General features: G+C 67.6%; 9 protein-coding genes. 7 read left to right on the top strand and 2 right to left on the bottom strand.

The features are described 5' to 3' along the window. Positions 1 to 25: 25 nt before the first annotated feature. Positions 26 to 2,896, bottom strand: coding sequence for a winged helix-turn-helix domain-containing protein (locus RZE79_RS17990; RefSeq protein WP_319355705.1), 2,871 nt, complete (start codon positions 2,894 to 2,896; stop codon positions 26 to 28). Between the two features lie 561 nt (positions 2,897 to 3,457). Between RZE79_RS17990 and RZE79_RS17985 the strand changes: the two genes are divergently transcribed. The 7 genes from RZE79_RS17985 to RZE79_RS17955 all read left to right on the top strand — a co-directional run bounded on the left by RZE79_RS17985 (position 3,458) and on the right by RZE79_RS17955 (position 10,017). Beyond that, a complete protein-coding gene (locus RZE79_RS17985; protein ID WP_319355703.1) occupies positions 3,458 to 4,231 on the top strand; it encodes a HAMP domain-containing sensor histidine kinase in 774 nt (257 codons plus the stop codon). A gap of 162 nt (positions 4,232 to 4,393) precedes the next feature. Further along, complete coding sequence (locus RZE79_RS17980) at positions 4,394 to 4,738, top strand: hypothetical protein (protein WP_319355701.1); 345 nt, start codon at positions 4,394 to 4,396, stop codon at positions 4,736 to 4,738. After that, positions 4,732 to 5,688 carry an alpha/beta hydrolase gene (locus RZE79_RS17975; RefSeq protein WP_319355700.1) on the top strand — a complete coding sequence of 319 codons (957 nt, stop codon included), beginning with the start codon at positions 4,732 to 4,734 and terminating at the stop codon, positions 5,686 to 5,688. Before RZE79_RS17980 ends, RZE79_RS17975 begins: the two co-directional genes overlap by 7 nt. Before the next feature lie 37 nt (positions 5,689 to 5,725). Further along, entirely contained in the window at positions 5,726 to 5,974 is a 249-nt protein-coding gene (locus RZE79_RS17970) for a hypothetical protein (RefSeq protein WP_192195778.1), read from the top strand. 83 nt (positions 5,975 to 6,057) lie between these two features. Next, positions 6,058 to 6,687 carry a response regulator transcription factor gene (locus tag RZE79_RS17965; protein ID WP_319355697.1) on the top strand — a complete coding sequence of 210 codons (630 nt, stop codon included), beginning with the start codon at positions 6,058 to 6,060 and terminating at the stop codon, positions 6,685 to 6,687. Beyond that, positions 6,684 to 7,316, top strand: coding sequence for a response regulator transcription factor (locus tag RZE79_RS17960; protein ID WP_319355696.1), 633 nt, complete (start codon positions 6,684 to 6,686; stop codon positions 7,314 to 7,316). Before RZE79_RS17965 ends, RZE79_RS17960 begins: the two co-directional genes overlap by 4 nt. Next, positions 7,309 to 10,017 (top strand): winged helix-turn-helix domain-containing protein, encoded by a 2,709-nt coding sequence (locus RZE79_RS17955; RefSeq protein ID WP_319355694.1) that lies wholly within the window; start codon positions 7,309 to 7,311, stop codon positions 10,015 to 10,017. Before RZE79_RS17960 ends, RZE79_RS17955 begins: the two co-directional genes overlap by 8 nt. Here the strand turns inward: RZE79_RS17955 and RZE79_RS17950 are convergent. After that, positions 10,008 to 12,731 (bottom strand): winged helix-turn-helix domain-containing protein, encoded by a 2,724-nt coding sequence (locus RZE79_RS17950; protein ID WP_319355693.1) that lies wholly within the window; start codon positions 12,729 to 12,731, stop codon positions 10,008 to 10,010. The two genes, RZE79_RS17955 and RZE79_RS17950, sit on opposite strands and share 10 nt — an antisense overlap. Positions 12,732 to 12,945 lie beyond the last annotated feature (214 nt).

The raw sequence follows: 12,945 nt of genomic DNA, 5'->3' as shown, positions 1-12,945 counted from the left end.
TGAGCCCGATGCGGCGCAAAGTCTGTCAGGTCCGGGAGAGCGCGCTGCGCAGTGCGCGGGCCTGCGCAAGGCCGGGGTGCTCTCCGTGCGGCGCCGCGCGCGCGCAGATCTCGTCCAGCAATTCGAGGGCATCCTTCCTCTTGCCTCGGCGATCCCACAGCCGGGCGGTGCTGATCGCCGCACGAAACTCCCATCCCAGGGCGCCTTGCTGCCTGGCGGTGCCGATGGCACGCAGGTAGAACACCTCGGCTTCGTCGTCAAGGCCGCGCTGCTCGCAGCGCCTGCCCGCAGCGCGCCAGGTCTCGGCCGCGCTCCATTGGCCGTGTCCGGCGCCGGCGCGCGCGATCGTGTCGTCGTCGATCCAGTCGGCGCAGAAGGTCACGAGCATTTCTTTGCGTGGTGCGTCAAATTCGTCGAGTTGCTGCGCCACCTGCCGGACATGCCGATGGGCGTCGTGCGCGGTGAGCGCCTGCAGGCCGAGTGCATAGCAGTGCGCCCACTGGTGCCAGTACACCAGCCCTCTGCGCCGGGCCTCGTCCAGCAGCATGCGCACCCATTTGCGCGCCAGTTCCAGCTCGCCCGACCACAGGGCGACCGGGCATGTGCCGAACAGCGCGAAGCACAGCGACAGCGCATTGCCTCCGGCCTCGGCAAGAGCCACCGCGTGGGTGGCGGTGGCCATGGCCTTCGCCGCATCGCCCTGGAGCCAGAGCGTACGGGCCAGAAAGGCGTTCGATGCGACGGCGGCATCGACCTGGAACAGATTGACGGGTGTCTGGCGCACGGTGCCGCCCACAATGATCGCCGCCTGGGCGCCGGCACTGGCCGCAGAAAAGTTGCCGCAGAAGTGACTCGCCAGCGCGGTCATGCGATGTGCCAGATTGAGCGCGGCGGGATCGGGGGTCGATTGCGCGAATTCGAACAGCACCTGCGAGTGGTGCAGCGCGGCCGCGTATTCGCCCCGGATCGCATGCAGCACGCAGATGCCCCAGCGGGCCTGGAGTTCCAGCACGACCGACCCGACCGACATGGCCACGGCAAGCGCCCGATCGTAGGCAGCGCCCATCTCGGGGACCGGTCCGCGGGTGTGCCACAGCGCATTGCCCAGAGCGATCTGCAGCCATGCCTCTGTCTCTGTGCCCCCATCAGGCGGTTGCGCGAGGCATGCGAGCGCGGCGATGACCCGGTCGCGATACTCCTCGACCTGCGAGACGTGAAACCACAAGGGCGCCGAAGCGATGGTGAGCGCGGCGCCGGTTTCCCAGTCGTTCTGCTGCGCCAGGCAGGCGTCCAGCGCGCTGCGCACGTCGTCCAGCCGGTGCGCGTAGCGTGCGTTCCAGGCCTGTACCGTGAGTTCGCCCGAATCCGACGTCGCGGCGCTCATCAGCTCGCGCATGAAGAGCGCATGGCGCCGGCCCAACGCCGGGCCTTCATCGGTCTGCGCGAGCAGTGCGGCGGCGTAGCTGCGCGTCGTATCGAGCAGCCGGTAGGGCGCGATGCTGTCGCTGTTGTCGAACGACACCAGCGACTTGTTCGCCAGCGAGATCAATGCATCGAACGCCACTTCGGAATCCATGTCCGCCCGGGTGACGCTCAGCGCCGACTCGACATCGAAGCGCCCCCGAAAGACCGAGAGCCGCCGAAAGAGTCGCAGTTCCGCGTCGTCGAGCAGTGCAATGCTCCAATCCAGGGCGGCCGCGAGCGTGCTGTGCCGAGGCAGAGCGGCCCGACTGCCCGCGGAGTACAGCCGCATGTGGTCATTCAGTCGGAAAGCAAGGTCGCCGATCGGCTGGACGCCCAGGCGTGCCGCCACCAGTTCGATGGCCAGCGGGATGCCATCAACCTGCCGGGCGACTGCGGCGAGCAGCCGGCCGTCGGAATCCTCGAACGCGCGGGCACCCACGGCCTTCGCACGCTCAACCAGCAGTTCGACCGCCGGCGACGCCATGGCTTCGGCCAGATCGGCACACTGCGCGCCGGGCAGCGCGAGCGGCGACAGCCGTTCGACGTGTTCTCCCTCGATGCGAATCGCCTCCCGGCTGGTTGCGAGAACGCGCAAGCCGGGCAGGGCGCCGAGCAGTTCGGTGACAAGAAGCGCCAGCGCGTCGAGCACGTGCTCGCAGTTGTCGATCAGCAGGAGCACGTCGCGGTCCTCCAGGCGCTGCAGGATCGCCCGCGTCGTGTCGGGGGTGTCCGCCGGTGCGCCGAGCGCGCGGGCCACCGTGCTCACCAAATGGGCCTGCGAGACGAGCGATGAAAGGTCGATGAAAGCCAGCTGCATGGCCGTGCGTTCTGCGTGGCATTCGGCCGCATGGATGGCGACACGGGTCTTCCCGATACCGCCGGTGCCGACGAGGGTGACCAGCCGGCACGTGGCGAGTGAAGCCAGCACGCGCTCCATGTCGGCGTCGCGGCCGACCAGCCGGGTGAGGCGCTCCGGCAGCTTGGCGAAAGACAGCGCGGGCAGAGCCGCCGTCCGCGGCCGATCCTCGGTCGGCATGCCGACCTGTTCGCGAAAAACCGTGCCATTGAACCGATAGCCGCGCAGGGGAATGTTCGAAATCCATTCCTTGCAGTTGTCCCGGTCTCGAGGCTCACCCAACGCCTTGCGGAGCGCGGAGATGTGGACCCGCACACTGGACTCCTCGACCACCACCCCGGCCCAGACGGTGGCGAGCAGCTCGTCCTTGCCCACGACTTCGCCCACACGTCTGAGCAGTTGCAGCAACAGCTCGAACGAGCGCGAGCCCAGGCGCACGCTGGCCCCGAGTCTTTCCAGCCGGCGCTGGGACTCCCAGAGAATGAATGCGCCAAAGCGCCAGCGAACTTCGCCCGGCCCCTGCGCCGCGCCGGCATGCGTCTCCTCTGGCGTCGAGCGCGCCGCGATGTCATACATGTCACCCACTCGCGAGCCCTCGCAAGGCCTGCGCTGCGGGTGGGCCCGCGCGGCGTCGGACGGCGGCGACCCGCCAGCCCGCCATGGGAAATACCTCGAGCGCAGATTTTTTCATTCGATGGTCCAGTCAAGAAGCTGAAGGCGGCAGACGTTCGGGCCCCGCGATGCGGGAGGAACTGACTACCGGCAGGGATGAGCCCCCTTCGATATGCAAGACGGCCAGCCCCGGCGGTTTGTGACAGGGATCGCGATGTGCGCTTTGCATGGGCAGCAATCACCGCCGTCGGCGATGTCGGGGCGATTGGACGCGATGAGGGGCCGTTCAGGAACCCGGTTCGGGTGAACGAAGCGTCCTGAGATCGCGAACGATGTACCGCGCCGGCTCTCGCCGATTGGTGTTCCGCCGGCAACACGGTGCGCCACCGCAGCGCCCTTCTGCGAGGAGATGCGGCTGCCTACGATCGGTGTCATCGCGAAAAACCAGAGAACAACATCGTTCGTCACAGAGGCCCCCCGCCGCGATGAATCCGGGGCGGCCGCATCAAGAAGCACGGATTTCTCGTGAACCTTTATCACACCGAGGGCGCGCAATCCGCCCTTCAGACCCCGCACGACGTTCGAGCCGCAACGGGCTTGCGCTGCACGATCCGGGACCGGGCGCTGGCCGTCATCTCGCACGAACTCAGGCAGCCTCTGAATGTCATTCAGATGAACGCCAGCCTGCTGCAGCGCCTGCCTGCATCCGCGGAGCCCTCGCAACTGCAGCGCATCGCTCAGGCGATGCAGCGCGCCATCGAAAGCCAGACGCGGCTCATCGACGACCTGCTCGATTTCTCGCGCCTGCGAACGGGCAAGCTGGCGCTGCGCCGCGCGGAGGTCGACTTCGGCGCCCTCGCGCTGGACCTTGTCACCGCCTTCGGTGCGCGCTGGTCCTCGGGGCGCTTGCGCGCGCAGATGCAGACGGCCGATCCGTTGATCTGCCATGCCGACTCGGTGCGGCTGGAGCAGGTCGTGGGCAACCTGCTGGACAACGCGATGAAGTTCTCACCCGAGGGCGCGGAGGTTCAGGTGCGCCTTTCTTCCGAAGATGGCTTCGCCCGTCTCGCGGTGGCGGACAGTGGTTGCGGCATCGCGCGTGAGTTCCTTCCGCATGTCTTCGGCCTGTTCAGCCAAGCCGGCACGGGGGACGGCGGCTCGCGCGGTGGGCTGGGCATCGGTCTGGCGCTGGTTCACGGTCTGGCGGTCGCCCATGGTGGTTTCGTGAAGGCGACGTCCGCGGGACCCGGACGCGGCGCCGAGTTCAACGTGTGGCTTCCTCTTCATCGACGCGCCTGACGGTGCGCCGCACATTGATGCCGGGCATGCAACACGGCAGTACCTGCGGCATGCCTACCGCAACCGAGATGCGAAAACTAGCATTTGAGCCGTGCCGCGATGTTCGCGAACCGGAGCCCAGCCGTCCTGAGGTCAGGGCAATCACGCCCTTGAGGAGTCACCATGACGCAGCGCATTCATTCCTGCGCGCCATCAGGCGCGACACGCCGCACGCTCAAGGCGCGAGCGCAGTCCCTGCAGGCGGCCGCGGAGGCTGCGCCGCGAGGCGCGATCGACCGAATCTGGAGCGCGGGGTATATGAGTATCTCGCTGCTGGCCATCGTGGCCGCCTGCGCGGTCGCCGCCGGTGAGGCGGCGCACGCGGAACTGCGATTTGCGACCGCGGCCATCGGTGCCACACCGCCCGTGCATGACATCTGCTCCGCAGCCGCCGCCCGCCAGGCCAACCCTGCGCCGGCGTGCGCCAGCGCCCATGCGCACAGAAGCCACATTTCCGGCGCATGTTGAGCCCCGCTCATTGCCGCTGCCCGATTTTCAGAACGAACGAAGGCCAACGCCTGGACCTGTCGCTCGCGATGCATCCCGCAAGGGATGCGCTTTTTTCAAGTCAGGCCATTCATTCATCAAAGGACATCAGCATGAAGAATTTTTCCAAACTCGCAAGCGCATTCACAGCCATCGGCATCCTGTCGCTGCACCTGTCGGCACCTGCAAGCGCGGCCACATCGGGCGCGCCGGCAAAACCCACTGTCGTGCTGGTCCACGGCGCCTTCGCCGAATCGGCCAGCTGGAACGACGTGGCGCGCGACCTTCGTGCGCGCAGCTTTCCCGTTGTCGCGGTCGCCAATCCGCTTCGCGGCGTGAAGTCCGACGCGGACTACGTTGCAGCCCTCGTGGGGTCGATCCCTGGGCCCGTCGTGCTGGTCGGACATTCGTATGGCGGGTTGGTGATTTCCGCTGCGGCGGTGGGAAAGCCCAATGTCCAGGGCCTGGTCTTCGTCGCTGCATTCGCCCCCGAGGTTGGTGAATCGGCGGCCGACTTGTCGGGCAAGTTTCCCGGCAGCACGCTCGGCTCGGCGCTGGCTGCACCGGTGCTCCTGCCGGAGGGCGCCAAGGACCTCTACATCCAGCAGGAGAAGTTCAGCAAGCAATTCGCCGAAGATGTGCCACCGGCGCTTGCCCGGTTGATGGCTGTGTCGCAACGCCCCATCACAGAGGGCGCCCTGGGCGAAGCGTCGCCTGCTGCCGCGTGGAAGAACCTGCCCTCCTGGTTCATCTACGGCGACCAAGACAAGAACATTCCGGCTGCCGCGCAGGCCTTCATGGCCGAGCGTGCGAAGTCGATGAAGACGGTCGTGGTCAAGGGTGCTTCCCACGTGGTCATGATTTCGCGGCCGAAGCTCGTGACCCGGCTGATCGCCGAAGCCGCAGACGCGGTCGCTAAGGCACAGCCCTGAGGCTGCGCGCCGCTCGTGTCCTGGCGCTTGCATACCAATGAAGGTCTCGCTGCCTCCTCGCCGCGTCTGGTTGGAATGGCTCAAGAACGTTGCCAGCGCCGTGATCGTGACGGTCGCGGTCGCCGCAGGTGCGGTGATCGCCGCCTCCGAGTCGCAGCAGCCAACGAGCGGGAGTGCCGTCGCCTTGCTCTGCGGTGCGCTCGGGCGCTGCCGGGGCGCGCTGCAACCGCAGGCTCCCGTCACCCGGGGCGCCGTCGCGCAGGCCCTGGCGCATCCGGACCCTTAACAAGGCTTGACACGGTTTAACTGGCGGCGCGACTGCCAACTGCACAGACTTTCACCCATGACTTCCAGAAGGAATTGAAGCCCATGACCGCGCCTACCCAGGCCAGGCCGATCCATGTGGCGGTCGCGCACCGAGACCCCTACGTGGCCGCCGGCATCGCATCGCTGCTGCGCTCCCGTGCTGACTTCGTCGTTCAATCGGGCCTCCCCGACCTCGATGGCGGCGGCGACGCTGTCGACGTGCTCGTCACGGATTACGCAACCGGCGTTCACAGGGCAACGAATGTCCCTCCTGGCCGGGGCGGCTCCGGGCCGAGGTCTTTCCTTGTGGTCACGGACCAGAGCACCGGATGGCAGATTCGCCGCGCCGTGGACGCCGGCGTGCGCGGCTACCTTCTGCATGATTGCTCGGTCGAGGAACTCTCGGACGCGGTGCGCTGCGTTGCAGGGGGACGCAGGTACCTGTCCTGCCCGGTGGCCGACCAGTTGCTGGACAATTTCTCGTCCGCCGCGCCGACCGCCCGTGAATTCGAGGTGCTCCATCTCATGGCGCAGGGCCTGGCCAACAAGGACATCGGCCGGCGCCTGAGCATCGGCGAAGGCACCGTCAAGACCCATGTGAAGGCGATCCTGCGCAAGCTCCAGAAGCCGACGCGGATCGCCGCGATCGGCGAAGCCTTTCGCCGCGGCCTGCTGCTGGAGGCATCGCCATGATCGGCTCCATCGATCTGTCTGTGCGTGTGTGCCATGGTGACCCGCTCGTCATGGCCGGTCTCGTCGCGCTCATCGACCAGGAACCGGGGTTGCACGTGCCGGCGGGGGGCGGGCCCGACGAGGGCGTTGTGGACGTGGTCGTGGCTGACCACGCCTGCGCACTGAGCCTGCTTGCTTCGGCCTCGGCGTCGGCGTCGGCATCGGATCCGACGGGCGTGGCCGGCGGCCTGCATGCGCCGCGCGTCATCGTCGTGACGCGGCGGGACAAGGAAGGGCAGGTCATGCAGGCGCTCGCCAGCGGGGCGCGCGGCTATCTGCGCCAGGACGCGGACCCGGCCGAGCTGATGGAGGCCATCCGCCAGGTGGCACGAGGAGGTCCTCTCTACCTGTGCAAGCGCACGAAGACGCTTTTCAGGCACGGCGCCCCGCGCACGGGCTTCACCGCCCGGGAGGAAGACGTGCTGCGCTTCCTGGTGAACGGCGATTGCAACAAGCGCATCGCTCGCAAGCTGGACATTTCCGCCACCACCGTCAAGGCACACGTCTCCAGAATCTGCGAGAAGCTGCATGTCGGCTCGAGGGTGCAGGTGGCCGTGAAGGCGACACAGCGCGGGCTGGTCCGTGTCTGAGAGTCGCCGGTGGCGCTTCGGTGCCTTCGCCCTGTCGGAAGCCGAGCCAAGGCTCGAGCGCGACGGCCAGCCAGTGCGGCTCGGATCGCGTGCCCTCGGACTGCTGGTCGCGCTCGTGGGTCGCGCCGGCGAAGTGATCGGCAAGGATGAGCTGCTCGCGGCGGTCTGGCCTGACACGGTGGTCGAGGAGGCGAGCGTTCGCGTCCATATGTCGATCCTGCGCAAGGCCCTGGGTCGGCCCGGTGCTCAGGACGGGTGCCTGGAATGGATCGCCAACATCCCATTGCGCGGCTATCGCTTCCTGGGGCGGGTGCACGGCGAGTTCGTGCCGACCGCTGCCGTGACGCAAGTAGCCCATGCGTCGCCGGGAGATGCGCCGGCCGGGTTGCCCGCTCGCTTCTCCAGGCTCGTGGGACGCGAGGCGGAGGTCGAGCGCCTGCTCGGCATGCTTGCGGCGAGCAGGCTGGTCACGGTCGCCGGACCCGGCGGCGTGGGCAAGACCAGCGTTGCCATCTGCGTGGCCGCGCGCTATCCGGAAAGGCCGCCGCACGCCCAGGTCTGCTTCGTCGATCTCGCGCCGCTGACTTCGCAGGACCACGTGCTGACGACCATGGCGCGCGCCATCGGCGTGCGAGGCGGTGTGCCGGACATCGAGGAAGCCATGGTCCAACGCCTCGAAGGGCGGGCGACGCTGCTGCTCGTGGACAACTGCGAACATGTCATCGAGAGGCTGTCGCCGCTCCTGGGTAGATTCCTCGCCGCGTTGCCCGGGTTGCAGGTTCTTGCCACCAGCCGCGAGGTGCTTCGCGTGGGGGGCGAACATGTCTTTCGCTTGATGCCCCTGGCGGTCGAGCAGTCCCCGCCCATTTCCCTGGCGCATGCGTTGCGCTCGCCGGCGGTGCAGTTGCTCATCGAAAGGGCGGAGGCCGCGGGCGCGCGCGGATTCGACGACGCGAGCAGCGGTCCGTTGATCCGGATCTGCCAGCAGGTGGACGGCATCCCACTGGCGATCGAGTTGGTCGCGGCTCGCCTGGGCTCACAACCCGTGAGCGAGCTGGCATTCAGGCTCGACGATCACATGCGCTTGCATTCGACGGCCGGGCGGGCTGTGCTGGCAAGACAACGCACGCTGGCTGCGACGCTGGACTGGAGCATCGGCCTGCTGGGCGATGCCGAGCTGCTCCTGTTTCGCAGGTTGTCCGTGTTTCGTGCTTACTTCGGCGTCGCGGCGGCGCTGAGCGTGGCAGCCAGTGCGCTGGACCCGGACGTGGCGTCCGACGCGTTGCTGAGCCTGGCCAGCAAGTCGCTCGTCGTCTACGACACCGATCAGGCCGCGGACTCGCCCTACCGCCTGCTTGACACCACCCGCAGCTACGCGCACGCGCTGCTCGTGCGGGCGGGCGAGAAAGACGCGGTGTCGAAAAGCCACGCCCTTTTCATGCTGGACCTCATGGGCATTGCCACCGCGGAGCTCGCGTCGCTGGACGCCGATGCCTGGACGCAGCGCTACCGCGGCTCCCTGGACGACGTTCGTGCGGCGCTGGATGCGTGTATCGGCCACCACGACGACATGACGATCGCCGGAGCGCTCACCGTCGCGTCCGCACCGCTGTGGTTCCGCCTGTCTGAGGTCAGTGAATACCGGGATCGGGTTCGCGCGGCACTGGATCACGTCGATGCGCTGAAGGTACCTGACCGCCTGACGGCCGGGCGGCTGGAGATCGCGCTCTACAACGCGCTGTGGCACACCGGCGGCACGGTGTCGGAGATGACGCAGGCGTGCGAGCGGGCGCTGGGTTGCGCGCTGGAATTCAGGATGAAGACGCTTGAATTCCAGGCTCGGTGGGGCCTTTGTGCGCTGAACGTCACGCGCGGCGCGTACCCGCCGGCGTTGCAGCATGCGCAGATCCTGAGCGAGTTCGCGAGCCACTCGACCAACGCGGTGACACGCAATCTCTCGCACCGCATGCTGGCGCTCGCCAGTCACTTCTGCGGCGTGTTCGCCCAGGCCAGGATGCACGCGGAAGCGGCGGCGGACGCGGACGACGCGATCCGGCGCAACCATGTCAACGCGTTCCAGCCCGACGCACGCACCACCGCCTTGGCCATTCTTGCCAGGACGCTGTGGATCCAGGGCGAGAGCCGTCTTGCCATGGCCACTGCCATCCGGTGTGTGCAGGAGGCGCAGGCGCTGGAGCACGCGCTGTCCCTGTGCGTTGCGCTCTTCTGGATCTGTCCGATGGCCATATGGGCCGGCGAATGGCGGGCAGCGCGCGCCTGGGTCGACACGATGCTGCAGCAGACCCGTTCCAAGGGCTTCGCCTACTGGCACGACTGGGCCCTTTGCTACGCCGACGCCATGAAGCTCGGCGAGGTCGACGACGTCGGCGCGCACATCGATGCCGTTGCGGCAAAGGTCCTGGCCATGGACGAACCCCGCAGGGAAATGATGGTCACGTTCTGCGACCGGTGGGTGGACGATCGATTGGTGGCTCGCGCAGAGCAGGGCGAAGGCCAGTGGAGTGCTGCCGAGGTTTGCCGTGCTGCCGGGCGGCGCATGGAACTGCAGGGCAACGATGCCGAAGCCGAGACGCTTTATCTACAGGCCCATGCCCTTGCACGTTCGCAAGGCGCACTTGCCTGGGAGTTGCGTGCGGCGCAGACGCTGGAAGCATTTCGCGCCCGGACGTGTCAGCGTTGAACGGATCGCGCCTCCGGCGGGCGGGTCCGTGCCAGTGAGGCGCGCTGTTCCCAGGCGACGGCGCCCTGTCGCCTGGCGGTTTCGATGGCCCGCAGGTAGAAGACCTCGGCCTCGTCGGGCGCAGCGTTGTGCGCCGCGCGCCACCCGGCAGCGCGCCAGACTTCCGCGGCGACCCATGGACTGCCTCCGCGCGAGACGCGCTCGATCATCTCGTCGTCGACCCAGTCGACGCAGAAGGTCGCGAGCATCTCCCGGTGGGGCGCGTCATAGGTCGCGAGCTGGCCGGCCACCTCGCGCACGTACAGGTCCCGGTCCGGCGCGATGCCCAACTGCAGCCCCTGGGAGAACCACTCGGCATAGCGCAGCCAGCCCACCAGGCCCTTGCGCTGTGCTTCGTCCGTCATCAAATGGATCCATTGAGCGGCAAGCTCGAGTTCGCCGGCCCACAGCGCAACCGGGCAGGCGCCATACAGCGCGGAGCACAAAGAGACGGACTTTCCGGCCGCTTGCGCGCGGTCCACCGCGTCGCTGGCCTCTTCGAGGGCCTTGGCCGTTTCCCCTTGCACCCAAAGCGTTCGGCTCAGCATGGCTTTTGCCGCAACGATGGCGTTCACTCCCACCATGTTGGCCCGGGCATGGCCGAGGCCGCCGCCCACGCGCACGGAGGCTTCGCTGTGCAGTCTTGCCACACCAAAGTGGCCGCAAAAGTGGTTCGCCATCGCCATCACGCGGTGAGCGAGATTGAGCGCCGCAGGGTCGGACCAGGATTGCGCGGCCGCCATGAGAGTGTGGGCCTGATCCAGGGCCGCCGAATACTCCCCGCGGAACATGTCGTGCGTGCACCGGCCCCAACGAGCTTGCAGTTCCAGCACGGGGATCTTGACGGCAAGCGCGCCGGCCAGGGCTTGGTCCGCGGCAGCCTCCAGCTCAGGCGAGGACCTGCCGGTGTGGAGCAGGGCACTGACCAGCGCCGTGTTCAACCAGGTCGCCGTTTCCGTGTCGCGCGTGGGTTGCCGATCGACCAGCGCTAGCGCTGCCGAGACCCGGTCGCGGTACTCCACAACCTGGGCCAGGTGAAACCACAAGGGCGCGGAAGCCGTCACCAGAGAGGCGGCCATCTTCGTGTCGGGTTGCTGCGTGAGGCAGACTTCGAGTGCAAAGCGCACGTCGTCCAGGCGGTGCGCATAGCGATCGGCCCAAGCCTCTTCGGTCAGGTCCGAAAGCTCCGCCGCCGCGGCCTTCATGAGATCGCGCATGAGCATCGCATGGCGCCGCAGCAACGCCGGCCGTTCGTCGCTCTGCGCGAGCAGCGCGGCGGCATAGCTTCGCGTCGTGTCCAGCAGCCGGTAGGGCGCGACAGGGTCGCTGCTGTCGAAGAAGACCAGCGACTTGTTGACCAGCGAGATCAGTGCGTCGAATGCCACCTCGGTGTCCATGCCGCCGGCGCTCACGCCGAGCGCGGACTCGACATCGAAACGGCCCCGGAACACCGACAGCCAGCGAAAGAGCCGCAGTTCGGTATCGCTGAGCAGCGCGATGCTCCAGTCCAGGGCAGCGGCGAGCGTTCGGTGTCGTGCAAGCGCGGCGCGGCTGAAGGCATAGAGGCGCATGTGGTCGTCGAGCCTGCGCGCCAGATCGGCGACCGGTTGGACGCCCAGGCGCGCGGCCACCAGTTCGATTGCCAGGGGAATGCCGTCGACCTGTCTGGTGATCTGGGCCAACAGGGGACCGTGCGATTCGTCGAACGCACCCGCACCTGCGGCCTTGGCCCGCTCGACAAGCAATTCGACGGAGGGCCAGTGCAGCGCCTGCGAGAGCGAAATCTGCTCGACGTCCGGAATTGCGAGCGCGGGCAATCGGAAGACATACTCGCCCGCTACGCGAAGCGCCTCACGGCTGGTCGCGAGGATGCGCAAGCCGGGGAGCACGGAAAGCAGGCCGTCGATCGGCGGCGCCAGTGAATCCACCACGTGCTCGCAGTTGTCGATCAACAACAGCACGGCGCGCCCCGCCAGCCGCTGTGTGATGGCTTCGACGATGTTCGGCAGGTCGGCCGGCACCCCCACGGCGCGTGCCAACGTGCCGAGCACGTGATCCTGGGAAATCAGCGACGACAGATCGATGAAGGCGATCTCCGTGCCGTGCCGGTGCTGATGGTTCTGCGCCACGTGGATCGCGAGCCGGGTCTTGCCGATGCCGCCCGTGCCTGCGATCGTGACCAGCCGGTGGGCTGCGAGCGATTCGAGAGCGTTCGCCACATCGGCTTCGCGACCGACAAGTTCGGTCAGCCGAACCGGCAGCGGTGTGAAACCGGGATCGGGCGGTGGTGCCGCGGGCCTGGTCAAGATGCCGCTAGCCTCGCGTCGGACACGTCCATTGAAGCGGTAGCCGCGCAGCGGAATGTTGGAGATCCACTCCTTGCATTCGTCGCTCCCACCCGGCTCTCCCAGTGCCTTGCGCAGCGTGGACATGTGGACGCGCACGCTGGCCTCTTCGACCACCACGCCCGCCCAGACTGCCGCAAGCAGGTCGACCTTGCTCACGAATTCGCCGGCGCGCTTGATCAGTTGCAGCAGCAGATCGAAAGAGCGCGGCCCCAGCCGCACGGCCTCGCCGGCGCGCTCGAGTCGGCGCTGCGCCTCCCAGAGAACGAAAACGCCGAAGTACCACCGGACTTCTGCCGACGCCAGGTCAGGTGACTCCTCGGGCTTCATTTGAATGATGGGGTACGGGCCACCTCACGTCGTCGCCGGCTCGGCGCGCGCGTCGCAAGGCGGTTGACTGGGAAGGCGGATCGGGTCGACGGTTTCCATGGGCAGAGACTCAAGTATCCGTTTGATCGTAGCCGGAGGCTGCGCGGCATCGGCCTAGGCCCTGCTGCCCATGGGCCATAGGGGCATGCGGTGCGAAGCGGCCGCTTGGATTCGG

Source organism: Variovorax sp. EBFNA2 (genome assembly GCF_033802765.1).
In the GTDB taxonomy this organism is placed as follows: Bacteria; Pseudomonadota; Gammaproteobacteria; order Burkholderiales; family Burkholderiaceae_C; genus Variovorax; species Variovorax paradoxus_H.
Note: the sequence above shows the minus strand (reverse complement) of the source record. Positions and strands in the feature narration are given on the sequence as shown.

What these genes read in the sequence shown, in the direction of transcription:
- RZE79_RS17950 (WP_319355693.1), bottom strand. Translation starts at nt 12,731, where the DNA reads ATGAAGCCCGAGGAGTCACCTGACCTGGCGTCGGCAGAAGTCCGGTGG.
- RZE79_RS17975 (WP_319355700.1), top strand. Translation starts at nt 4,732, where the DNA reads ATGTTGAGCCCCGCTCATTGCCGCTGCCCGATTTTCAGAACGAACGAA.
- RZE79_RS17965 (WP_319355697.1), top strand. Translation starts at nt 6,058, where the DNA reads ATGACCGCGCCTACCCAGGCCAGGCCGATCCATGTGGCGGTCGCGCAC.
- RZE79_RS17980 (WP_319355701.1), top strand. Translation starts at nt 4,394, where the DNA reads ATGACGCAGCGCATTCATTCCTGCGCGCCATCAGGCGCGACACGCCGC.
- RZE79_RS17970 (WP_192195778.1), top strand. Translation starts at nt 5,726, where the DNA reads ATGAAGGTCTCGCTGCCTCCTCGCCGCGTCTGGTTGGAATGGCTCAAG.
- RZE79_RS17990 (WP_319355705.1), bottom strand. Translation starts at nt 2,896, where the DNA reads ATGTATGACATCGCGGCGCGCTCGACGCCAGAGGAGACGCATGCCGGC.
- RZE79_RS17960 (WP_319355696.1), top strand. Translation starts at nt 6,684, where the DNA reads ATGATCGGCTCCATCGATCTGTCTGTGCGTGTGTGCCATGGTGACCCG.